The sequence below is a fragment of the Buttiauxella sp. AC142 genome (genome assembly GCF_979253435.1).
This window is the reverse complement of record NZ_CEEDCH010000003.1, coordinates 62,139-84,778: the sequence shown is the minus strand read 5'-3', so window position 1 is coordinate 84,778 and position 22,640 is coordinate 62,139. Positions and strand designations below refer to the sequence as shown.

Here is a 22,640-nt window from a genome sequence, read left to right as displayed (position 1 = left end):
GCCTGGATTTAAAAAGAAGACGATTGGAATCAGCAAACAGAAGCCGGGTAATTTTAAAACAAACTCAGCTCCCCTCGCCCCATGACTCCAGTGATCCTTGCTTGATGACATCTCAATTTCCTCATTGTGGATGACAAACGCGATTTGCTACACCGAGCCACACCAAACTACACCGAGCTACACCGAGCTACACCGCAAATGAAATATAGCAAAGGTGCTTTAGCATGTCCACACCATTACACCTGTATATTTCGATGTAATAGTGTATTGGTGTATAGGTGTATTGGTGGTTTTGTGTTCCGCATTTCTCACATAACAGCACAGCAGCACAGCAGCACAGCAGCACAGCAGCACAGCAGCACAGCAGCACAGCAGCACAGCAGCACAGCAGCACAGCAGCACAGCAGCACAGCAGCACAGCAGCACAGCAGCACAGCAGCACAGCAGCACAGCAGCACAGCAGCACAGCAGCACAGCAGCACAGCAGCACAGCAGTGTATAAAGGCAAGCACACATCAACACATTTAAATCAACACACTAATGCGCTAGGACACATAAACACATAAACACACTTACCCTAACGAGCATTCACACATGAGCATCACAACACCTTTACACCAAGGTGTAAAAGTACATAACGGCTTTGTGATTTTCTACCTTTGGCCGCACCTACATGCCAGGCCAGTTTTGCCACAGTTGTTGGAGAGGGCGAAAATAAAGAAAACATGTACGTTGTAACTAAGAGAGGGTTATAAATGGCAATATCTCATCATTAGAATGTAGCAACACCAATACACCTCAGTGTAGATACACATCTATATTGCGGATGATAGGATCAGAACTCAGATAAAAGTAAAACAAAACACCTGAACACCATTACATCATGGTATTCAGGTGTTTTACTTCAACCACACCACCATACACCAAGCTACACCAGACTACACCGCACTACACCAACATGAACGTGAACGTGAACGTGAGGTTCAGAAATGAACATTGCCGTCCATTTCTGGGAAAGGGTAGGGGCTACAGGTGGGATAGATGATTGAAGCCAGATTTATCAATCAAGCCAGCTTCCAACAATCGCTGTGCTTCTGCACTATAGGAGTGACCATCCGTATTGACGATAGTACGCACTTTAGATGTCACAGCAGCCATGTTAGTCATGGAAGACAGTGATTCGCGAATGTCTAGTGTAAATTCGAGCCAGGAACGCGCCGGTATCAAACCACCGGTAACTGACGGTACTAAAGTTTGTGCCATGATAAAGCGCAGGTTATCAATGATGTCGTAAATGGCTGTTGCGCGTTGTTCTTCAGGATACCTGGATATGAGTCGCTTGATGACAGCAGCAACATCTGACGCATGAACGGTAGCGAAAACTGGATGTCCCGTCATGCTGGCCTCAATACCTGCAGTAATAGATTCTTTGTCCCGCATTTCACCATAGACGAGCAAGTTGGGTTTGCGACGCATAGCTTCTGCGTTAGCGGCAGCAAAGTCCTTGAAATTTTCAGGTATCTGGCTTTGTGCAACTATTGAATGAATGCTTTTAATCCTTTCATACGTGAATTCTATCGGTTCTTCGACGGTGATAATATTTCCCTTAATCGGGGTATCATTTTCACAAATAAAACGGACAACTGAACCGAAAGTTGTACTTTTGCCCGAACCGGTTTCTCCTGCTATTAAAACGAGTCCATTCCGAGGACACATCTTCCGTGCAATATCTTCATCTAATCCAGCTTGTTTTAGCGTAAAGGGTTCAAGTGGTATTGAACGCATAACAATCTGAGCAGTTATATTTCCATCGTAGGTGATAGGGGATACGTTCACCCTGAATGAGCGACGAACTGTTTCGAACTCGGTAGTTAATGTTGGGTCAGTTATCAGATAACGAGCATTAAGAGCTGTGCCGCCTTTATAAGCAGTATCTGCACTCTGCCTATCTGTTGCCCATTTTGCGAGCAACTCGATTTCTGACGCAGATAATATTCTGTTTCCTAAAGCCTGTAATTTTCCGCTAATACGAGCGCAAGCAGGAACCCCTGGTTGTAGATAAATATCACTGGCACCAAGTCGCACACACTCCAGTGTGAGTTCTTTAAGATGACTGGAGTTATCAAATCGAGAAGGGTAGCGATAAGTATCTATGACTTCAGCTTTGGGGAGTCCGTTTTCCATGTCAGTCCTGTAATTTGAGTTTTTGCGGAGTAATAACGGGGCGAGGGGTAGATGAAAATCCACTTCGCCAGGTTGAGATCTTTCCATTGAAAGAGGGGAGTTGAGTAATTCTGAGTAGAGACTCATCAACAGCCATCGTATCGTCATTATTGGTAACAGCAATATTAGACTGCGCAATTATCGGCATAGATATTTTCCTTTCGATGACAAAAGTATGAAAAAGGATCATTCCTTTAAAATCACGATTGAGTCTATCCATTCCTTTTTTCAACATATCATTTGCTTGCTCTATTCCCTGTTCCCAACCACTTTGGATTGCAATCTTCCATATTTCCTTTTCTGAGGAGCTTTTAGGATAAAGCATCGTGTTAAGAAGCTGGCCATTAACATCAATTTTGGGAAACGTGAGATAACCTCTCCAGTTTGGAGGTACGGATGAGAATTTAGCCTGGGACACAATTTTATATTCTGAGCCAGATAAACGGAGGGTTAGGTTATCGCTTTGTGTATAGATGTCCTTGGCTTCGGACAGAACAGGTGGAATTACTCTGTCCTGAATCAGTAGGTGACTAAAATCATAGATAGTATCTAAGTCACGCTCATGCTTTTTAATTGATTTTTCAATATTCCATAATTGATTTGCCATACCGGCTTTTACACCAATGGTGAAAGCGCTGTCATACAATGCTTTATTTTTTAAACCGGTTGGCTTATTTATCTCAACAGCGTCACCTATCTCGGCACTCTGAACTGATTCAGAATGTGTTGTGATTACATTTTTAGCATCACTAGAACTGTACACAGACTGTATTTGTTCCAGATTCATCGGTGGCAAATCGGACATAATCACACCCCTTTAAGATTTGTAGGTGAGACGAATTGTTTTTGATTTCTGATCTAATGTGACATCTGCGGCATTATCGATTTGATACCCGATATTACGTAGAATGTTTTCTGGGCTTGTTTTATTTACCCTGACATTAACCACTTTCAACTTTCGATACTTCCCAATTTCAACATATCTGTAGCCATAACGGTATGAGAAGGTTTGTAACAGTTCCTGTGGTGTACCAATGTAATCAATATCAACTAGGTCTGAATTCAGTGATGATTGTCTTCTACCTAGTACAGCTTTATCGTTATTAACTAAACTAACGTACTCAGCCTGTACCTTTGCGGCCTCAGTTGCTCTCTGAGCAATTATCTGGTCTGCAAAACCACTTCCATCAGATTTATTTTTTGTATATGAATCCGCACAACCCGACAAAAAAAGTATGGTTACAAGTGAGGTACTCAAGCCCTTACAATTCATAGAAACCTCTTACGGTTATTTATAATGACAAATAATAAATCAAGCAGGGAAATATAACAATAAATACTAGACATGTTTTATTCTTTCTGACTTAAAAAATGCGCACAATTTAAAAAAACTAGTGATGCCAGAATTTCGATTCATGTGACAGTTACTACCGCGTAATGATAGCCAAAGAAAATGATTTAAATAGCTGAATTCAAAAAATGATTGCGTACTTTATATATAGATATATCATCTAACGTAACCTGCTTAAATCCAGTAAACACTATAGTAAACGGGTATTAACGAACCTCAAAGCGTAGTAAACGTCGTTTAAACACACGGTAAGCGGAGTTAAACAAAACTGGTTACAGTGCATAAATCGTTTTTAAACGTGCTATCAAACAGAAGAAAAACTGTAAACACACTTCATGAGCGGTAGTAACGTCACATGAAACCAGATTTAAGCCCTTTTTGGACACTTGTTGTCGGACTGGCATCAAAGCAAAGGGCAATGTGCGCAAGAAATAAATCATTTAATGGCGTCATTTACGCGTTATGGCAGCATGAGCTGCACACTGGCGACCTGTTCGCGATCTGGCGACGTGTTCGCCCCGTTTTTTTTATTAACCGTAACCAAACCAGATATGAGCGTTAATAATATGGATTCATTTAAAAGAAGTTCGCTGTTGTTAGCAATTTCAAAAATTGAAAATCTGAATCAATCTACTCGTCAACAATATTTCCGAGTGATTGGCACCTTGTTAAATCGCGTAGGTGGTATCAACTTTGGGACTTCCCTCCCCGAAATAATTAAAGACTTAGAAAAACGAATCATTGAAAAGAGCATTGTTCAGGCCACGGCGAGAACGTATAAATCTGCTTTGCTTTACGCTATTGCTGATGCGTCGAGTCGGTTAATTGATTCCAATGAGTCTATTGATAACAATGTTGATTTTTATGAACGTGTTTCCAACTTAAAATTTTCAAATCTACCTAAACGATCGGTCAATACATCAAGTCTTCGATACAAGCATTTTCCAGAGGAACTAATTTCATCCATAGAAAGACTGGCATCAGAAAACAATCGTTTTAGGAAATTAAGAGAAGCATTTACATTTATAAAAGCAAATAATGAGCTAGGTTTAAGACCAATCGAATGGTTGGAAATGAATTTCTTTAATTACCTCGATCAAGGATATATTAACGAGCATACAAACGGTAAATCAGATAGCTCAACACTTTCTGTGAGCGTAAAAAATGCTAAGCACAGCTATGGGCGTAGTTTTGGTGAATATAGACAAATCATCATGTACAATGTCGGTCACGAAAAATTATCATGGATAACTGGATTTCAAACATTACTGGCAAAAGCAACTGTAGGGAAAACAGGTCGTGACCGAATCAAAGCCGCTAATAATTACTTTAAGCTTTTACAGAAATCTCTTCACGCGGCAATGGAGACTCTGGATGTACCAAAGAACCAACGGCCAACAATTTATAGCACTCGACATCAATGTATTAGTAACGCGAAGAAAAATGGATTAACGCCAATTCAAATAGCTGCATTATTCGGACATGGAAGTATTCAAACTGCTAAAAAGCATTACGGTAAGAAAAGGGACGGGAGAACTTCTTTTTCAATAATTCCCTCGAAAGATTCGGTTGAAAAAGTTGAGTTAATTTATCAAAATAAACTTAACAAAGTCACCTCGGCAACACCGGATAATTATGCTATTAGAACTGCCGAAATATTATTGAATAAATCCTAATCTAATGTAGAGTTGCAAGATAATACATATATTTAATATAGGTGGTTTATGAACCATTTCTTAAATGGCAAAAGCTCATGGGGTCATCGGGTCGATGAGATTGATCCACTGGCAATTAAACGTTTAAATCGTTTTTTGAAATCATTGAGTAACACGGGTGAAAATATTTGTATTCTTTTTACATTCATTTTGATGATTACAATCACCGTTTTATTACTGACTACTAATTTTGAAAATGTCATTTTTTTTGATGGCACAACTGATTTATGTATTTTTTCCAGCAAGACAGGAGAAGTAATCCATGTCAATTCAAAATGAAAATGAATTCAACGAAGATTCGGAGACAACTAATACGAATCAACAAGAAAATCAAAAGTTAGAAGAGTTAGCGCATGATATCAGTAGTGATAATCCCTCCGCTTCTGTTTTGCGTGAAGTCGCTCGGCTACAAATTGACAATGCTAACCTGATAAGAAAGAACCTCAAGGTTTGGTCTGTTGTCATTATTCTGTCGATTTCATTCATTGCCGTATTTTGTATATCTTTTTTATTCTTTCCAAAAAACCGATATGTCAATACCAGTGATAATGCAGCAATATGTACAATTAATCCGAAAGATGAGTTGTCAATTTCTGATGAAGATGTAATGGACTTTGCAAAAGAGGGGGTTCTCAGCTCTTATTCTTATGATTATGTGAACTACCGTTCAAAGATTAACTCAGCCGCAAACCATTATTTTACTACTGATGGTCGTAAAGCCTATTTTAACCAACTCGATGCTTCAAATAACCTCGAACGAGTTATTAAAGGGAAACTTATTCAGCGAGTGAATACCATTCAATCACCGCAAGTTGAGGAACGTTCTGAGAACCTTGATTGGTGGATTGTTCAGGTTCCAATCAGTATTGAATTTTTCTCCGGTGGTGAGCCTAAGCCTCGCACAACGTTAACTTATATTGCGTCAATACGAGTTGTCAGAATACCGCCATCTAAAGGTAAGAAATTGCCTATCGGTATTGAAAGCGTCATTTTGGATAGCACAAGGATCTAAGATGAAAGCATTTATTCTGGCCGTATCTCTTTTAGTTAGCCTGGCTGTTCACGCTGATAACCAAAAACCTACAACCGAAGTTCCAGAAAGCGGAAAGGTAGTGGATGGATCACATGCATCAGGTGCTTCCAGTAAAGAGGAAGAGAAGGATGTGAAGTATGCTCCTGTTGATCGTCCTCCTTCTAACAATCTGGGTATACAGGATGAACAACCCCAGGTTGTTTACCCATCTCCAGAAGATGTGAATGCAGAAGTTATGTCGGATGCGAAACGGAGCCAACTGACGACAGAACAGCGTAAAACGTTAAAACAGCTTTCACTGGATGCTGAACGGGACAAAGCCACACCCTATGTTGATCCTCCTGTACCTGTTACTCGTTCTCTAATTGTTAATCTTAACGCTGGCGTTTCACCGCCGGTCGTTCGCCTTGCGCGTGGTCAGATTACTTCTTTAGTTTTTTCAGATATGAATGGCCAGCCCTGGTACATCGACAAAGTTTCAATCAACTGTTCCATGTTTACCATTTCACAGTGTGAAAGTAAGAAAGAAAGTAGTGGTACTGATTCTAAGCAGAACGTTCTGACCATTGAGCCGGTTACTGCAGTGGCTTATGGAAATATTTCAGTTGTTCTCAAAGGATTGTCTACTCCTGTTATTTTCATTCTCACCAGTGGTCAAAAAGAAGTCGATATGCGACTCGATGCAAAAATTGGTGGCGATAACCCGGATTCATCAGCTCAGGTTTCAGTATCAGGTATGCCCACACTGGATAATGCATTGGCACAGTTTCTCGATGGGGTTCCTCCGGGTTCGGCCAAAAAACTCCATGTAACCGGCGCAGAGCAGATAGAAGCCTGGTTGTATCAGGATCGACTATATGTACGCGCTAATGCAGAAGCACTGTATCCGGCGTACACGAATTCAGCACGAAGTACGACCGGTATGTCGATTTATCGCTTCGATGAAGTATTCAATAGCGTGACGTTTACGTCAGGCGGTCAGGCTGTTACGGCATATATTGAACAATAGGTGAGAACCAATGATTGACGATAAAAATCTGCCATCTAACTTAGAAACTGATGATCCAAATGCACCGGTTGATATTTCAGAGAATCAGGCATCTACGCAACGAGTTGATTCAGACAGCACGCAACGGAAGCAAACTGTATCTGGTAAGGCTATTGAGAATGTAAAACGACACCTGGGTTCGGGTCCTGGTAGAGTCGTTTTGGTGTTGTTTATTGCTTTGTTTTTTTTAGTCGTGGTTTTTGTTATTCGAAGTGTCCACTTTTCTGAAAAAAAGAGCGATATCGATTCAAAAGTTGATGCAGCAAACGCGCCAAAACAAATACCTCTCAACGGTAAGGTCAGTTCCGACGAACATCAGCGACGTAACGATGCAAACTCTGTTGATGCAAATAAGGCACGAAACCAGGGTGGTTCGTATATGCCTCCTCTTGATACAAATGTTACTGATGACAATAAACAAGCTATTAATTCAGGCAAAACTGAAAACAGCGATGAGCAGAATACGCAAGAAAATAAATCTACGGGTAAGGAAACTTATGGCAAAGCGCCTGCAGATGATAAACCGGTAACAAACGGAAGCCGAAATCAATTAACAGACGAACAATTGAAAGAACTGCGTAAAAACTATGCTGACGAGATAAAGAAACGAGACGCGTATGTAGCGAAACTTCGGGAAAATAGTGTGAATCAAATAAAAAATTTCTTAGGGGATGGAGACAACAAATCTACTACAGGCGGTTACAGCCAAATATCGTTTAGTAATACCGCTCCGGTATCACAGGTTTCATTGGGTCAGAATGCAAATACTGGATTGCCGGTGACGATTAATGGGACAACTCAACAAACCTCTGTAACATCGAAAAAATCAATGGTGCTAATAAAAGCCGGTGCAATTATATATGCACAGACTGACGGCGCAGTGAACACAGATGAGGGTGACGATGTGTTTGCCACCGTTATGGGGGGAGAATGGGACGGTTCTGCCCTGATAGGTAAAGTTCAGAAAATGCAGGACAACGTAAATTTAATTTTCAATGTGCTTTCTCCGAGAGATGCTCGTCCTAAAATGCAGATCAATGCTGTGGCACTGCGTTTAGAGGATTTGGGGCAGGGAATCGCAGATACAAAGGATAACCACATTGTTGAGCGTTGGGGTTCACTCGCGGTTTCATCACTTTTGACAGGGTACGGTCAGGCTTATCAAAACATTGGCACCACTTCAAACAACGGCGACAGTACAGTTCAGACAAAATCTGAACCTTCAAATAAAGAAATTGTTGCAAACATGGTCGGTACGCTTGGTTCAAATGCCTCTAGTGAAATCATGAAAGGGTTTAATCGTCCTCCAACCTATGGGACAGAACCACAAAAAGGATTTGCTCTTTACTTTAAAGATGATGCAACGACAAATTAACCGGGGTTTTGTATATGAAATCATTTAAAGGTTTTTTTAAAACTTTTCCGACAAAAAACAAAGTATTCAACATCACCATTTTCGGGATGGTCATATTCGTATTGTTAATAGTCATATTGTTAGTTGCAATTTTTATGGCTAAATCTAAACATCAAACTGTAGCATCGAAGCCTGCTGTTAGTGCTGCAAAATCCGCAGAAGCAAATAAGGATAGCTACAATAAAGCCAACGCCATCAATGATGTTTTACAAGTTCAATTACGTAACCGTGAGAATGAATTAGTAAAGAGTAATTCTGAAAATGATTTATTGAAGAAAAACATGGCGGATTTTAGTAAAAAAGTTGATGCCAACTTTAATGTTTTGCAGCAAAAAATCAAAGAAATGGATAGCCGTTTAACGGCATCAGAAAAAATTATAAGTAAAACCATTATTGATAAACAACAGATTAGTATTGTTCGTTTGGATAAAATGCCTTATCAGGAACCGGCACAAAAACAGAATCCCAAACCGAAAAAAGGTAAAGTTCTCGCAGAAGTTGGAAATGTTGTCTGGATTGAATCCCCAAGCAAATAAAGCATTTAAATATTTTTAATGTTTTACACTTTGTATTAAAATACTTATGAGCCATTATCATGCCTGATTTAATGCAAGTCTTAATTAGTGCTTCAAAAGTAGCGCCGTTGTTTATTATGATAATGCAGGGCGTTGTAACTTGTATCGGATTTATTACTGTTGCAAGTGCTCTCATTGATTTTTATTTATGCAGCAACGAAAACACCGGTAAGATGTTTACACAAAACACTCGTCCTTCTATTGTTGGAGGAATGGCAAAGCTTGTCATCGGTGCTTTTTTAGTTGCATTAGGTACTTTACAACTTGTTGGCATTATCAGTCGAACTTTAACAGGAGACTATGTTAATTCAAGGATGTTGTCATATTCATCCTCTGGCACCAGTATGTCAGACAATGCAATGATAGCAACAATGGGGCTTCTGTCCATAATGCAGGCGATAGGCTTCACAGCAATATATCGTGGCTTCATGGCATTAATAGCAAGGGCAAATGGAGATACTAATGGAAATGGTTTTGGAATTATTGCTACTTGGTTCATAGGTGGCATTCTTGCATGGAACTTTAAATGGACAGCAGACATCATTAACAACACCCTGGGTTTTGACATCATTACTAAGTTAACCCCCTTTGGATAAAAATGGAGAAGTTATGTTTACACGATTCAAGAATGTTATTTTAGCAGTTCAGTATAAAATTTACGCCGTGGCGGTAAGCCTTATTTCTACATCCACTTTTGCTCTGGATAAACTCGATTTAACCGACGACTTGTCCGGTGGGAAAACACTGGAAGATATAGCTGAAAATGCGAATGACTCATTTGGTTGGGGCATGACACTGTTTTTGGCTGGCTGTACTGCAACGGGCATCATTATCTGTGGTGCCAGTCTCTATAAATTGAAAAAAGCCGGTGAGGAGGGTAGTCGTGAAGGATATGGCGGCCCAATTTTTGGACTGGTAATCGGTGGCTTTATGACGGCAGTGGGTGTACTTACCTTTGCTGTTAAAGGTACGTTTTTTAACTAGTCTAAAAAAGAGGGGGATTCCCCCCTCTTTTTTATAGGAAAAAAAATGATAAAGCTTTCTGATGGTCAAACCAGACAGCCCATTCTTGGTGTTAAAAGAAAACTCTGGCGACAGGATGATGAACACGCCATTTTAAAAGATGAGAAATATAAAGATATTCGTGAAAGTATCTTTCAACGCGATGATCATAAATGCCAGTTTTGTGGTTTTAAATTTGATTCGTTTCAGGAAGTGCATCATTTAGATGATGACCACGGCCACAATGATAAAAGCAATTTAGTTACAATCTGCAATTTATGCCATGCCGTTCATCACTTGGGCATGACAGCCATTCGAAACGCGGGATTCCTCGCATACATACCTGAAATGAAGCAAACAGATGTCAATGGCATTTGTCGTATTATTTTCATGCAACGATATATTTTATCAAAATCCGAAGAGGAGGGCGCAAAGCAAAAAAAAGATAGCCTGGAAGCTCTTTATTCTGTGTTTCAAAGTAGAGGTGCTAAATTAAGTCAGTTAACGCAATCAGATAAAATCAATTTAACTAAACCGATTATTCTTGCTCAATATCTCTCGACCTGTGATGAAGAACTTTATTCACAACGAGAGACAATGCTGAGTGGTCTTGTCTTAGTCCCTACACATAATGCATTTACAGATAATCAACTGGAAAAATATTTCAGCTCTAGCGGCTGGAAAACCCATAATCTGGATGCCTATAAGGTACTGTTTGAACAACTTCAAAATGCGGCAGGTGAAATAACATGATGAAATGTGGTGTGGCCGTTTTTGATATTCCAGAGCAGCAATATTCCCGTCGAAACATCAACAGCCTGGATATGTGTTGGGCAGCGGTATCAGGTGAAAAAGCTAAACGCCTAAAATCATTACATGACCTGGCTTCTGACGTAATCTGGTATACAAATATTAGCCCTGATTTATTTCAGTTTTTGCGTTTGTATAACCTTCCAAATTTACGCCATGACATGTGGCTTCGTACCCGGTTTAAGCAGATCACTCAGGAACTTGGTCTTGATGAACGTTTCATTACCCCTGATGTGCTGGCCGAGTCGTTAGCGATGATAGCCCAGAATATTATCACCTATTCACACTCCCGCTTTGGTGTTACTTCGCGTTCACAGCATCTGAATGCAGATTTCTCTCGTTTATTAAATGCACCGGAATCAGGTTTGCCAGCTGAAATTTGTGACTATTTTTTACCGGTGGTACAGCATTCAATCGTCATAGTAGTTTCTGGTTCTGGTCGCAGTAAATCTTCCTCAAATCTGACCGTTAAACCAAATCGGCTTGAACATGCAAGAGCTGTACTGTCCACGCCAGTTCCATCCGATAGAGGATGGAAACGTTTTATTGATATCCCATCTAAATCTGAGCCTTGGTTAGAAAGCATTAAAACACCTTTTTTGGTGAAAATGGGGTTGCGTAATATTGATCCTGAAATGGCAACGCTTTTATCCTGGGGAAGTGGTTCTGGATTAACGCGAGAATGGATGACTAATATTGAATGGGATATTATAAGGAAGTTTGCTAATATTGATGTTAAAGAAATTCTTATAAATGAAAATGCTGGAAAAGTGACACCAGTTCTTGAATGTCTACCTAATGGGCAGTTTGATTCATTATGTTACAGCGCGGGAATTACGGCTGAGTTACTATGGACTGCACTGACAACTAAAGTTAATCATAAAAAAGACAATTCAAATAATTATACTGCTGCTGCCGCCTGGTTTCGTGCTGCTGACCGCATGATTATGTTTAATCACGCGCAGAACTTATTAAATTTAAATTGTCGCGTCGGCTTATATGGAACAGGTATGGTCTGCCTTGATTACCCCGAAGGTATGCTTGGTCACTACATTAAATCCAGCCTGGAGAGCGGCCTGTTACCGCCATCCTCTCATTTACAGTTATTAAAATCAGGAGGAGGTTGATGGAAAACCCGACCAGGCTTGGTTTATTCAATATTGAGGCATTTATCCGTAGCGAAGGAATTACTGCTGATGTGATTTATCTGGACTCATTAATCATAAGTAATGAAAACAATGTAGAACTACTGGCTGCAAACATTAAGCTCCTTGTAGATAGTATTAATTCAAGAAAGAAGGGTGAATGATATGGCGAGTAAACTGGAAGCTGCATTGCTTCATATTTTCAGAACACTGAAAACAGACGTTACTGATTATTGCGAAATAGAGACAGTAGATGGTCTGAACAGTCTTGTTATGCTTGATGGTTCTCTAGGCACGATAATTGATTTCAAAGGTAAAAATAGCATTCTTGGTCAAGATGATTTTAATGATTTCATTAAATCGTTTACTAATGCAATCAAACCATTTTTTAATCAGAGAGGCCATGCGCTACAGTTCCTTTTTGTTCGCGATTTCATGCAACTTTCAGAGCTACATAATATTATTGCATCACAAAAAGTAACAGCATCAAAGTTGTCTCTTAATATTGAAGACATTATTGATGAAGTTGCTGATGTCTATTCGCGCTATGTTTACTCCGAAAAATGTTTTATCGTTCTTTGGTCTAAACCAGCATTGCTTGATAATATTGAACTTAAATTATCCAATAACGAAAAAGACCAGTTCCGTAAAGCTCATGAATGGCCATCATTCAAAACCGCGCAAAATTTACTACGTCCAATTTCATATTTAAAAGACCGCCACTTGGCTTATGTAAACAACGTGAACAATGTTTTCAAAAAAAACTTTTCACTCGAAATACTGGATGTTCGTGATGCATTACGTAGTATCCGAGAAAATGTAATTCCTGATGTGTCTACAAATGTATGGAATCCGGCTATACCATATGTAGATCCGCTGTCCAGCGCTCCTCGTTCCGTTCCTCCACGTTGGAAAAATAATAGCGACGAAACAGATAAATCAGAATTTATGTTTCCTGATATTGCCGAGCAAATCATGGTTGGTTCTATGTCATCGACCAAACGAGGTGAGAACAGCAGCGACTCAAGTGATCCCTCAAATGATCCAACGCTCATTAAAGTGGGTAGCCGTTTGTTTGCCCCTCTTATGTTTAAACTTCCTCCGTCAGAGACTCAGGACTTAACTTTTAATAAATTATTTAATGACTTGAATGCAACTGATACACGTCAGGATGGCAAAAGCAAAGCAATGCCATTTTCTTTCTCTATGATGATTGAATCTGATGGTATGAGTGTTTATAGGTTCAAATCTATATTTTCCAGTATTCTTGCCGTTGCCAGCACGGTTAACAAAAACATTAATGCCTCCAGACATGCTCTTAATGACCTGCAGCGCGACGGCGAAAACATCGTTAAATTGAAAATGTCAGCTATGACCTGGGCAGACAGTGAAAATTATAAAGAGCTGCTTTTGCGTAAGCGAAAGCTGTGGAAAGCACTGGAATCATGGGGTGGTTCAACAATAGTTGAGAAAACGGGAGATCCAATGTTGGCTTTTCAGTCCAGTGCTCTTTGTCTTTCCCATAAACATATCGGCAATGCTGCTCCTGCACCATTAAGCGAGGCGCTGAGTCTGGCACCACTAACACGACCATCAAGCCTCTACTCAAATTCTACAACTTTGATGCGCAGCAAATGCGGGAAACTTCTTCCATGGGAACGCTTTTCTGACAAACAAACACTTTGGCTCAATCTGTTTGCCGGTCGGCCTGGCAGTGGTAAATCTGTGACCGTTAACTCAATGAATCTGGATGTTCTTTTGATGGGCGGGAACAACCGTATTCCGTACCTTGGGTATATTGATATTGGTATCAGCTCTAAAGGTTTCATTGAAGCCGTTCAGGATGCTCTGCCGGATGATCTGAAACACCTGGCATTGTATAAACGCCTGCAGAATACCAGTGATGATTGTATAAATCCCTGCGATATACACCTGGGGGGGCGTTATCCATTACCCGAAATTAAAAGCTTTATCGTAAACTTCATTACGTTATTGATTACACCGCCAGAACGTAGCGGTTTACCTTTTTCGGGGATGAACTCTATCGTTTCAGCGGTTGTAGAAGAAGTTTATAAACTGAAAGATACAGGTGATAAGGGGCAACCTAACACCTATACATCTGGTCGCTATCCTAACGTGGATAAAGTCATAAAAGATTCCGCTATCCATGTTATCGAGAATTCAACACCCTGGTATACCATTGTTGATCGCCTTTTTGAGCTGGGTTTCCATTATGAAGCAGAAGTAGCACAACGAGCAGCCGTGCCTATTCTTTCAGACTTTGCAAGCGTTACCGGCTCTTCTGAATTTCAGCAACGCTTTGGTGAAATCCAATCTGAAGGGAATAAACTTTTAAGCTTATTTAATTGGGGGCTTTCTTCTGCAACAGAACAATATCCATTATTTAGTTCTGCTACTAGTTTTGACATTGGTAGTGCAAGAGTTATCGCTTTGGATTTACAGGATGTTGTGTCAAAAGGAAAAGATCCGGTTCAAATGCATAAAACATCCATTATGTATATGATATCGACTCAATGTTTCTTTAAGAAAATCGCATACTCAGAAGAAACTCTTAAATCAATTCGGCCACTTTATTTAAAGTATTATAAAAAACTCGTTAACGACCTTATCGACGAATTGAAATCATTTACTATGGATGAATACCATAATACGGGTGGCAATGCGCAGCTAGAAAATACAATTGAGGCGTATGCCCGTGAATCACGTAAATGGCTTCTTGAGATAAATATTTTATCTCAGTTACCAGAGGACTTCCGTAATCTGATGAAAATGGCTTCCTCAATTATTTTACTTGAGTCTGGAACGCCAGCGACACGACAGTATCTTCGAGATAATACGCCTTTAACTGATGTTGCAGAAAGCGCGATGAAAAAGCACTGCAATGGGCCAGGTAGAGACGGGACTACGTTTATGGCAATCATAAACAGTAATTCAACTTGGGTTTATCAGTTATACACATTAACTCTTGGCGCAAAAAGATTATGGCGCTTATCTACGACAGCCGAAGACCGAAAACTTCGAAAACTTATGTACGAACGGATACCGGATCAAATTGCGGCAATTGAAATGCTCGCTACGCGATTCCCTGGTGGTGGGTGCAAAAGTTATGTCATCAAAATGAAGCAGGCCAGAGGTGTGAAAGCCGACTTTGATGATGAAAAACTTGAAATGGAAATCATTGAAAAAATCGCGGAAGAGTTAACCGATAAATATTTAGCAGCATATTAACTTAGTGGATAAAAATAATGAGCAAGGTTAAAGGTATTGCCCACTCAAGGGAAATAAAAGCATCGCAAAAAAAACGGGATGTCAGGAAACTGAGTCAGCGTATTAATGATGCGATGCGTGATCCTGATTTGGTCATTATTTTATTACTAAGCATGGGTGTATGTTCATTCGTCTTCTTTTTTATCCCTTTTTGGGCTGAGTTTTTACTGCTATTTTTCATGGCATTTAGAAGTAAATACGTTAACTTCGACAAATTGGTTTTTGAATTTCCTTATCGTGTCCCTTCTCATGCTGATGTTTATGATGGTTCTACACCAAATGGGGCGTCAAAAGGGAAGGGGGTTACATACCTCGGGACTGACCTTGAACACAAGGAACAGATTTATGCCGGTGACTCAGATCTTCGTACTCACTCCCTTGTTCTGGGAACCACGGGTTCAGGTAAAACAGAATATCTACTGGGTATTTTTTTCAATGCCCTGGTTCAAAATACCGGATGTATTTATGTTGATGGTAAAGGCGATCCGAAACTTCAAAAAGAAGTCTTCCGTCTCAGTCGAATCATGGGGAGAGTCCCGGATTTACTGATTATCAACTTTATTACTTCCGGGCGTGACTTTGTTGATAAACAGCGGGATAAAGTGACAAACAACATGAATATGATGGCAAATACGTCATCAGGCATGTTAATTGAATTAATCATTGGCTTAATGGATTCTTCGGGTGGTGGCGGTGACATGTGGAAGGGTCGCGCTATCAGCTTTGTTGCAGCCATTACACGACCACTCGTTTATCTTCGTGATAAGGGATTCATCAATTTATCCCCTGAAACCTATTTAAGTTACTTTGAACTTCATGTTCTAGAAGATTTGGTCTTCTGTCACGGAGGTAAATACGGGGAAAAGTTTGATGTCATTGCTGCCCCTCTTAAAAACTATCTTGTCACCTTACCTGGCTATCAAAACACAGATGCCAAGCGTAAAAAACAGGAAACTAAAACACTGGAGCAACACGGTTTTATCGTGATGCAGCTTACGCGTATTTTTAACGATTTGACTTATAACTACGGTCACATTTTTAAAGTAAAGCGTGGTGATGTAGATTTTTACGATGTAGTGATAAACCGTCGTTTACTGATTGTACTGCTGCCAGCTCTGGAAAACTCACCTGATAGCCTGCAAATGCTCGGAAAACTTATAGTTGGCTCCGTCAAACAAATGATGGCCGGGTGTCTGGGTAACAGAGTGGAAGGTGTGGTGCGAGAAATCATCGACAGCCGTCCAACCAACTCCGAATTCCCGTTCTATACAATTTTCGATGAATATGGTTATTACGCTGTAGTTGGCTTTGCCGTTGCCCCGGCGCAAGCCCGTTCTCTCGGCTTCTCTATGACGTTCGCCGCGCAGGACTTTTCCAGCCTTAAAAAATCCTCCGTTGAAGAGGCCGATGCAACCTGGGAAAACACCAATATTCGCGTATTTGGGCGTTTAACCTCCGGTGAGGAATCAGAAACATGGAAGCGCATTGTTGGGGCAACAAGTACCGCAACTGAGGCCGAAATTTCTAGTTATGAACGCAGTGTTGGTATGCTTAATGACAATCATAGACTTGGTGATAACGTCCAACTAACACAAAAGCAGCGTGTTCATTATGATGATTTTGCACTGCAGGAAAATGGTGATTTCACGTTTGTGATAGGTAAAAAGGAAAATAAAGGCAAGGAAGGTGGTGTACGCGTCATTCGGGGTCGCGGTTTTTACACGGCCAGTAAATCCCCTAAAGAAATGCGACTCAATGATTTTGTTCCAATAGTGCCGCCAGAACCAAGCGACTTACCGCAGGTGTTGATTGATTTAAACACCATAACTAGCTTGATCGGCAATAACAAATTGCAACTAGCAATGCGTACAAAAATTGACGAATTACCTTTGCTTAAAAGTTTCACAGCGCTTTCATCCCTGAATGAATATTTGGGAAAAACAAAGAATAACCAGGGATTAGTGAGTCGTGATCTTGCTTGTGCGCAAGTGGCCATGTCTCTGGTATTGGGTAATAGTGAGTTTACTTTTACTTTACCTGTTGAGGACAAGAAAGAAGCTCAAGAAGCTCAGGCTCAACCTGCTATCCAGGCCAATGACGCTGCTGATGAGATAACAATCAAACCCATCAGCCTTATGGAAGAACATGATTACCTACCTGATTTGGTGGAACCATCAGACAAAAAGGAAGCTCTCGAATTATTTGACGTATTATCATCTCTGGATGATTACGTGTCTGCAGCAATTGCTCTTACCGTCGATCAATCTGATTTTGAAGATGATTATGAACACATTAATCTGGATACTCAGCAAGTCAGTTTCTACACAACTCAGGAGCCGGTAACACGCCAGGATAGCGAGAATTTTACTAATAAAATGAAGGTCTACTTCAACTTTTCCGAAAATGATGAAGTTGAGAGTCAGCGCACACACTCAGGTTCACGTAATGTGGTGTCTGCAATGTATCATGCTCAGCTTATGTCTCTTTTCAGCCGTGGTCGCAAAGTTACGGCCAAAATCATCCGGGATATCAAAGATGATATTGATAATGAGTATCAGCGACTTCTCGAAAGTACCTCGTACCTCGATGGCCAGACGCCAGAAAAAGTTGATGTGAATAAAATGCGACAGTCGATTCTCGACCTTTCAAGCGTGTGTGGGGATTACCTAAAAAAACATTACATCGTTTGATTTGTGGTAGAGTTTCTGTGCTTAGCAGCTTGTAATTGCCCTACAATTACGATGGAAGTTTTATTTATAAGAGCAGGTACTTATAAGAGTAGATGATGAGCGACAATTTTTTCCGTGTAGTAGGTAACTTAAAAACATTACGGGCGACTCTAAAACCTGTTTCCACGGAACAGATCAGGGAGTTTGTTCATAAATTAACCGTTATCATTGACGAACGTGACCGGGACGAAGAGGCTATGCGTCTTGCGCACCAAGAACGCCTGAAAAAAGTGGATCTCATCAGACAGCAAATGGAGCATCTTGGGATTAATCCCCAGGAGTTACTCTCTGATGAGGAACAAAAATCATTTATTGAGACTAAGCCAAAGAAAATTAAGACTCGTACTAATGAGCCGAAATACGAGTACATTGATGAATTAGGTCAATATCGAACCTGGACAGGTCAGGGAAGAACCCCTAGACGAATTAATAATGAAATATCCCACAATGGAAAGACATTGCAGGATTTTTTAATTAAGAAATAAACAATATTACTTTTATTTCAACTCTTCTGTAATTACACTTGATTAAATAACCCTTGCGATTTATATTTCATAAATTAATTCGCAAGGGTTATTTTATGAATAAGAAAAGTAAATTAAAATCAGCATCCCGATTTCTATTTTTATCTATGCCTGCAAGGATAATTGGATTTAATCAACTTAAAGATGGTCATGTCATCATTAAGTCGTTATGGGCTAATTTGCGAAACCCAATTTGTCCTGAATGTAATAAAGGCACGTTAAATAAAATCAAAAATGAGATGAACTTCGATAACGCCCCAAACGAAAAAATCAGCGTTTCATCTTATTCCTGTAATAACTGCGAGTTTTCTATTGTCAGTCCTCCAGACCTAATTCAGTCGAAAATTATTGATATTAGAAAAAATGAGGTTCAACGTTTTCTTGCAGAGAGTGGTAATCAGGAACAAATTGCGAAAAGTGAAAAACAGCATGTGTATGTTTCTCGCTTTTTTTTCATTCTGGCATTATCGATGTTCATTTACACAGGTTATATCTTCGCGACCGGAGGGGCGCTGCTTCTGTCTGCCAATAATCTGGCTGTATCCCTTTTAGCCTTCTTATATGCAATGAAGCGAAGTTACCGGGCATGGCAGGTAGCAACAGGTCATATCTTTGTACCTGGGTCTTTTCGGAAATGGTTACTAGAGGGGAAATGGATTATATGAAATCAATAATTTGTTTTAGTTTTGCTGCATCCCTTTTCTTAATTAATGAATCAGTGGCATTAGCCAGTGTGGGTACAAATCAAAATATTTCTTTGCCACCACGACCAACTGATAATCCTGAGTTGTATTCAGAAAGACCGGCAACGATAAACTGTGTCATCAGTGCTGCTAAAAAACAAAATGTTCCTGCCAATATATTACTTGCATTATCTAGCATGGAAAATGGCAGAAATGGGCAATGGGTCAGAAATTCAAATGGTTCTTATGACATGGGACACTTTCAAATTAATACCATTCACTGGGTTGGGAAAAAATTTGATGGTGTTCTAGATTTAGATTATCGGGACGTAGCATTACGCGGTTGTTATAACGCAGAACTTGCAGCATGGTTGCTTAAAAAAAGAATCAATGAAAATAGCGATTTTGATTACTGGACACGAGTCGCTAATTATCACAGTAAAACAGAGAAGTTCAACACTATCTATAAACGTAAACTTATCCCTTTAGCTATCGCCTGGGGGAAATGGCTAGAAAGAAATGGTGATTACTCTATAGCCTACAAGTAAAGAGGATTTATAAATGTCTGCACATAATAATGTCCAGCTCATTGGTTTTATCGGTCAGGATCGTCGCCTTAATAAAAATCGTGATACCGGAGATGTAACCGGTCTGGCGTTCAGCATTGCGGTAGACGCTCGCATTCCTGATCCTGATAAACCAGGTGAGTGGAAAGATGATACACACTGGTTCTGGGTAAATGTCAGTGCTAGAAATCATTCATTTGAATTCTATTGCAAACACTTGCTCAAGGGCGCACAAATCGCCATGTCAGGTGTTCTTGGCCAACATACCCGCAAGACAGAAGTTCGCCAGGACGGAAATGAAAATGTTGATGTCGTCAGAGAAACCATCATTGACATTAATGCCACTGACATTCAAATCCTGCGTTTTGCGAAACCTAAAGAAAACACGCCCGAGCATGGCCAGCAAAGCGCTGCCAATCAAACTGTCGATGAAGGAAACAACAGGGAAGGGCAACAAGAGCCTCCTTATAGTCAGGAACATGTAGCAGAAACAGTCTGACCGTCGTTTTAAATCATTTATTACTTAATCCTAAGATTTCAACTCTCCTGGGTGCTATGCAGTTTATTAACAAAAGGAAATAACAATGTCTTCTCGCGGTGTAAACAAAGTCATTCTCGTTGGTAATTTAGGGCAAGATCCAGAAGTACGGTACATGCCAAATGGCGGCGCAGTTGCCAATATAACGCTCGCCACATCCGATACCTGGCGTGATAAGCAGACTGGCGAAGCCAAAGAGAAAACTGAATGGCACCGTGTTGTGCTGTTCGGCAAGCTCGCAGAAGTGGCCGGTGAATATCTTCGTAAAGGTTCACAGGTTTATATTGAAGGCGCATTACAAACTCGCAAATGGACTGACCAGGCTGGCGTAGAAAAATACACCACTGAGATTATTGTCAATGTAGGCGGCACTATGCAGATGCTAGGCGCAAGAGCGGGAGGAAGTGCAGGCGCACCGGCTGGCGGCAATTCACCATCTACACCACAGCAGAGTTCACCGGCACCGTCTAATAATGAGCCACCAATGGACTTTGACGATGACCAGCCATTCTAGAGTTCTTATATTATAAATCAGCATCATACGTAATTTTTCTTTAGCAAAAGTATCACCTAATCATCCAATAAAACAGAACCTCTGTTCATCAGAAATGACGTTCTGTTGTCATCCCAACTCCGCAGGCCGATGCAAAGTGGCACTATAGCGACTCCGCGTAAGCGAGGTCGTTATAGTGCTGCAAAGTAGGGGGCGTTCTATCAGTGCTTAACTTTTGGTATTGCTTTGAATGCATCACTACATGAAGGGTCTGATCTGGATCAGCAGTGTCTGTTTTTTTGTATGAGAACAGTCTAAGAAATTCGTAGAACTGGATACCTTCTTTTGTCACTGCATGGCCTGGATAAATCAACAAAATCCTGGTATACTTTGGTGTCACAAATTATGTGCATTTCGCTACATGATCTTAACTGGATCAGAAGATGATCCAGAGACGATCCAAATCTAGATCCTGTCCTCATAACCTTTAATCTATGCATTACCTAAAACGCGCTCAGAAGCATTTTAAGCGCTTGGCTATCGTAAGTAGTACCTTCGCTCATTCTTGCCAGAAAAAACCCTCACAATCGCTCTCAGGTGGTTTAAATGGCTGTTCACTTGCAGATCCATCTGAAAGAATCAAAAAAATACAAAAAAAAATGACAAGCTGCGGAGCAGTGCGGCAGCGCATTTATTTTCTTTTTTTTTCAAGATCTTGGTTTTTAAATTCAAGGTCTTAAAAACAATACTGAAGTATATTCAGTGCGATTTTATCCTGTTAAAACAATACAATAAAAACTGTATTATGCGTATTCTGGGAGTCAATTATGCGTATTCTGGGAGTGAACTATGCGTAATTTGGGAGTCCAACTATGCGTATTCTGGGAGTGAACTATGCGTAATTTGGGAGTGGATAACTTTTGAAACGACTGTTCTGTGGATAACTTGTTAATAAAGCAAAGCGGTGAGCTTTCCTGGACGAAACAACTATGCGTAATTTGGGAGTCCAACTATGCGTAATCTGGGAGTCCAACTATGCGTAATCTGGGAGTCCAACTATGCGTAATCTGGGAGTCCAACTATGCGAAATCTGGGAGTCCAACTATGCGTATTCTGGGAGTCCAACTATGCGTAATCTGGGAGTCCAAACTATGCGTAATCCGGGAGTGCAACTATGCGTAATCTGGGAGTCAAAACCCTGATCGCATTGAGATAAAATCGGAATGTAAGTATTCAAAACGAAATTAATTTTCGTCTAGTTTAACATTTAAAAACCTCAATAAATCATTTCTAGAACTGTCCCGTTCGGAAGTAGGCAATGGGTTTATCCTCCTCAACTATGCGTATTTTGGGAGTGGATATGTGGCCTAGCCCCCAATTCACCCTGATAGGGCATTCATCAACGGTTATTCCTCAACTATGCGTAATCTGGGAGTCAGAAAGGCCGCTTAACCTAATAACTATGCGTAATTTGGGAGTCAGAAACGGCGCTGAGTCCTCTAA

21 protein-coding genes are annotated in these 22,640 nt (G+C 40.4%); 18 read left to right on the top strand and 3 right to left on the bottom strand.

What is annotated here, in order from left to right; all coding sequences use genetic code 11:
- Nucleotides 1–294: 294 nt before the first annotated feature.
- Nucleotides 295–528, top strand: coding sequence for a hypothetical protein (locus AC0IWZ_RS23365; RefSeq protein WP_471680544.1), 234 nt, complete (start codon nt 295–297; stop codon nt 526–528).
- Nucleotides 529–1,026: 498 nt separating this feature from the next.
- Here the strand turns inward: AC0IWZ_RS23365 and AC0IWZ_RS23360 are convergent, their stop codons facing one another.
- Genes AC0IWZ_RS23360 through AC0IWZ_RS23350 form a run of 3 tightly spaced genes read right to left on the bottom strand, consistent with a single transcriptional unit; the run spans nt 1,027 to nt 3,496 of the window.
- Complete coding sequence (locus tag AC0IWZ_RS23360) at nt 1,027–2,184, bottom strand: ATPase, T2SS/T4P/T4SS family (RefSeq protein WP_471679255.1); 1,158 nt, start codon at nt 2,182–2,184, stop codon at nt 1,027–1,029.
- Between the two features lies 1 nt (nt 2,185).
- Entirely contained in the window at nt 2,186–3,028 is an 843-nt protein-coding gene (locus tag AC0IWZ_RS23355; protein ID WP_471679254.1) for a type IV secretory system conjugative DNA transfer family protein, read from the bottom strand.
- Nucleotides 3,029–3,040: 12 nt separating this feature from the next.
- On the bottom strand, nt 3,041–3,496 hold the full coding sequence (locus AC0IWZ_RS23350) for a DotD/TraH family lipoprotein (protein ID WP_471679252.1): 456 nt from the start codon (nt 3,494–3,496) through the stop codon (nt 3,041–3,043).
- Nucleotides 3,497–4,140: 644 nt separating this feature from the next.
- On the opposite strand from AC0IWZ_RS23350, the gene AC0IWZ_RS23345 reads away from it, so the two are divergent.
- The 17 genes from AC0IWZ_RS23345 to AC0IWZ_RS23265 all read left to right on the top strand — a co-directional run bounded on the left by AC0IWZ_RS23345 (nt 4,141) and on the right by AC0IWZ_RS23265 (nt 21,158).
- Nucleotides 4,141–5,250 carry a site-specific integrase gene (locus tag AC0IWZ_RS23345; protein ID WP_471679251.1) on the top strand — a complete coding sequence of 370 codons (1,110 nt, stop codon included), beginning with the start codon at nt 4,141–4,143 and terminating at the stop codon, nt 5,248–5,250.
- A gap of 301 nt (nt 5,251–5,551) precedes the next feature.
- Complete coding sequence (locus AC0IWZ_RS23340; RefSeq protein WP_471679249.1) at nt 5,552–6,301, top strand: DotI/IcmL family type IV secretion protein; 750 nt, start codon at nt 5,552–5,554, stop codon at nt 6,299–6,301.
- A 1-nt stretch (nt 6,302) separates the two neighbouring features.
- Nucleotides 6,303–7,331, top strand: coding sequence for a DotH/IcmK family type IV secretion protein (locus AC0IWZ_RS23335; RefSeq protein WP_471679248.1), 1,029 nt, complete (start codon nt 6,303–6,305; stop codon nt 7,329–7,331).
- 10 nt (nt 7,332–7,341) lie between these two features.
- On the top strand, nt 7,342–8,745 hold the full coding sequence (locus AC0IWZ_RS23330; protein WP_471679247.1) for a DotG/IcmE/VirB10 family type IV secretion system protein: 1,404 nt from the start codon (nt 7,342–7,344) through the stop codon (nt 8,743–8,745).
- A 14-nt stretch (nt 8,746–8,759) separates the two neighbouring features.
- The gene (locus AC0IWZ_RS23325; RefSeq protein WP_471679246.1) at nt 8,760–9,320 is read left to right on the top strand and encodes a hypothetical protein; all 561 of its coding nucleotides are present in this window, start codon (nt 8,760–8,762) and stop codon (nt 9,318–9,320) included.
- A 59-nt stretch (nt 9,321–9,379) separates the two neighbouring features.
- Nucleotides 9,380–9,955, top strand: a complete 576-nt coding sequence (locus tag AC0IWZ_RS23320) for a type IV secretion protein DotIE (protein ID WP_471679245.1) — start codon at nt 9,380–9,382, stop codon at nt 9,953–9,955.
- A 13-nt stretch (nt 9,956–9,968) separates the two neighbouring features.
- Nucleotides 9,969–10,343: a hypothetical protein gene (locus AC0IWZ_RS23315; RefSeq protein ID WP_471679244.1), complete on the top strand. Its 375-nt coding sequence runs from the start codon at nt 9,969–9,971 to the stop codon at nt 10,341–10,343.
- A 45-nt stretch (nt 10,344–10,388) separates the two neighbouring features.
- Complete coding sequence (locus AC0IWZ_RS23310) at nt 10,389–11,114, top strand: HNH endonuclease (RefSeq protein ID WP_471679243.1); 726 nt, start codon at nt 10,389–10,391, stop codon at nt 11,112–11,114.
- Nucleotides 11,111–12,298: a hypothetical protein gene (locus tag AC0IWZ_RS23305; RefSeq protein WP_471679242.1), complete on the top strand. Its 1,188-nt coding sequence runs from the start codon at nt 11,111–11,113 to the stop codon at nt 12,296–12,298. The genes AC0IWZ_RS23310 and AC0IWZ_RS23305 overlap by 4 nt, the downstream gene beginning before the upstream one ends.
- Nucleotides 12,298–12,480, top strand: a complete 183-nt coding sequence (locus AC0IWZ_RS23300; RefSeq protein ID WP_471679241.1) for a hypothetical protein — start codon at nt 12,298–12,300, stop codon at nt 12,478–12,480. The genes AC0IWZ_RS23305 and AC0IWZ_RS23300 overlap by 1 nt, the downstream gene beginning before the upstream one ends.
- Nucleotide 12,481: 1 nt before the next feature.
- Nucleotides 12,482–15,565, top strand: a complete 3,084-nt coding sequence (locus tag AC0IWZ_RS23295) for a type IV secretion protein DotO (RefSeq protein WP_471679240.1) — start codon at nt 12,482–12,484, stop codon at nt 15,563–15,565.
- A 17-nt stretch (nt 15,566–15,582) separates the two neighbouring features.
- On the top strand, nt 15,583–18,294 hold the full coding sequence (locus AC0IWZ_RS23290) for a TraM recognition domain-containing protein (RefSeq protein ID WP_471679239.1): 2,712 nt from the start codon (nt 15,583–15,585) through the stop codon (nt 18,292–18,294).
- A 95-nt stretch (nt 18,295–18,389) separates the two neighbouring features.
- On the top strand, nt 18,390–18,818 hold the full coding sequence (locus tag AC0IWZ_RS23285) for an H-NS family histone-like protein (RefSeq protein WP_471680543.1): 429 nt from the start codon (nt 18,390–18,392) through the stop codon (nt 18,816–18,818).
- 95 nt (nt 18,819–18,913) lie between these two features.
- Nucleotides 18,914–19,522: a hypothetical protein gene (locus tag AC0IWZ_RS23280; RefSeq protein WP_471679237.1), complete on the top strand. Its 609-nt coding sequence runs from the start codon at nt 18,914–18,916 to the stop codon at nt 19,520–19,522.
- Nucleotides 19,519–20,088: a transglycosylase SLT domain-containing protein gene (locus AC0IWZ_RS23275; RefSeq protein WP_471680542.1), complete on the top strand. Its 570-nt coding sequence runs from the start codon at nt 19,519–19,521 to the stop codon at nt 20,086–20,088. Before AC0IWZ_RS23280 ends, AC0IWZ_RS23275 begins: the two co-directional genes overlap by 4 nt.
- Nucleotides 20,089–20,101: 13 nt before the next feature.
- Nucleotides 20,102–20,605 (top strand): single-stranded DNA-binding protein, encoded by a 504-nt coding sequence (locus AC0IWZ_RS23270; protein WP_471679235.1) that lies wholly within the window; start codon nt 20,102–20,104, stop codon nt 20,603–20,605.
- Nucleotides 20,606–20,690: 85 nt separating this feature from the next.
- A complete protein-coding gene (locus tag AC0IWZ_RS23265) occupies nt 20,691–21,158 on the top strand; it encodes a single-stranded DNA-binding protein (protein WP_471679234.1) in 468 nt (155 codons plus the stop codon).
- Nucleotides 21,159–22,640: the final 1,482 nt, after the last annotated feature.

What these genes read in the sequence shown, in the direction of transcription:
- AC0IWZ_RS23360 (WP_471679255.1), bottom strand. Translation starts at nt 2,184, where the DNA reads ATGGAAAACGGACTCCCCAAAGCTGAAGTCATAGATACTTATCGCTAC.
- AC0IWZ_RS23355 (WP_471679254.1), bottom strand. Translation starts at nt 3,028, where the DNA reads ATGTCCGATTTGCCACCGATGAATCTGGAACAAATACAGTCTGTGTAC.
- AC0IWZ_RS23350 (WP_471679252.1), bottom strand. Translation starts at nt 3,496, where the DNA reads ATGAATTGTAAGGGCTTGAGTACCTCACTTGTAACCATACTTTTTTTG.
- AC0IWZ_RS23345 (WP_471679251.1), top strand. Translation starts at nt 4,141, where the DNA reads ATGGATTCATTTAAAAGAAGTTCGCTGTTGTTAGCAATTTCAAAAATT.
- AC0IWZ_RS23340 (WP_471679249.1), top strand. Translation starts at nt 5,552, where the DNA reads ATGTCAATTCAAAATGAAAATGAATTCAACGAAGATTCGGAGACAACT.
- AC0IWZ_RS23335 (WP_471679248.1), top strand. Translation starts at nt 6,303, where the DNA reads ATGAAAGCATTTATTCTGGCCGTATCTCTTTTAGTTAGCCTGGCTGTT.
- AC0IWZ_RS23330 (WP_471679247.1), top strand. Translation starts at nt 7,342, where the DNA reads ATGATTGACGATAAAAATCTGCCATCTAACTTAGAAACTGATGATCCA.
- AC0IWZ_RS23325 (WP_471679246.1), top strand. Translation starts at nt 8,760, where the DNA reads ATGAAATCATTTAAAGGTTTTTTTAAAACTTTTCCGACAAAAAACAAA.
- AC0IWZ_RS23320 (WP_471679245.1), top strand. Translation starts at nt 9,380, where the DNA reads ATGCCTGATTTAATGCAAGTCTTAATTAGTGCTTCAAAAGTAGCGCCG.
- AC0IWZ_RS23315 (WP_471679244.1), top strand. Translation starts at nt 9,969, where the DNA reads ATGTTTACACGATTCAAGAATGTTATTTTAGCAGTTCAGTATAAAATT.
- AC0IWZ_RS23310 (WP_471679243.1), top strand. Translation starts at nt 10,389, where the DNA reads ATGATAAAGCTTTCTGATGGTCAAACCAGACAGCCCATTCTTGGTGTT.
- AC0IWZ_RS23305 (WP_471679242.1), top strand. Translation starts at nt 11,111, where the DNA reads ATGATGAAATGTGGTGTGGCCGTTTTTGATATTCCAGAGCAGCAATAT.
- AC0IWZ_RS23300 (WP_471679241.1), top strand. Translation starts at nt 12,298, where the DNA reads ATGGAAAACCCGACCAGGCTTGGTTTATTCAATATTGAGGCATTTATC.
- AC0IWZ_RS23295 (WP_471679240.1), top strand. Translation starts at nt 12,482, where the DNA reads ATGGCGAGTAAACTGGAAGCTGCATTGCTTCATATTTTCAGAACACTG.
- AC0IWZ_RS23290 (WP_471679239.1), top strand. Translation starts at nt 15,583, where the DNA reads ATGAGCAAGGTTAAAGGTATTGCCCACTCAAGGGAAATAAAAGCATCG.
- AC0IWZ_RS23285 (WP_471680543.1), top strand. Translation starts at nt 18,390, where the DNA reads ATGAGCGACAATTTTTTCCGTGTAGTAGGTAACTTAAAAACATTACGG.
- AC0IWZ_RS23280 (WP_471679237.1), top strand. Translation starts at nt 18,914, where the DNA reads ATGAATAAGAAAAGTAAATTAAAATCAGCATCCCGATTTCTATTTTTA.
- AC0IWZ_RS23275 (WP_471680542.1), top strand. Translation starts at nt 19,519, where the DNA reads ATGAAATCAATAATTTGTTTTAGTTTTGCTGCATCCCTTTTCTTAATT.
- AC0IWZ_RS23270 (WP_471679235.1), top strand. Translation starts at nt 20,102, where the DNA reads ATGTCTGCACATAATAATGTCCAGCTCATTGGTTTTATCGGTCAGGAT.
- AC0IWZ_RS23265 (WP_471679234.1), top strand. Translation starts at nt 20,691, where the DNA reads ATGTCTTCTCGCGGTGTAAACAAAGTCATTCTCGTTGGTAATTTAGGG.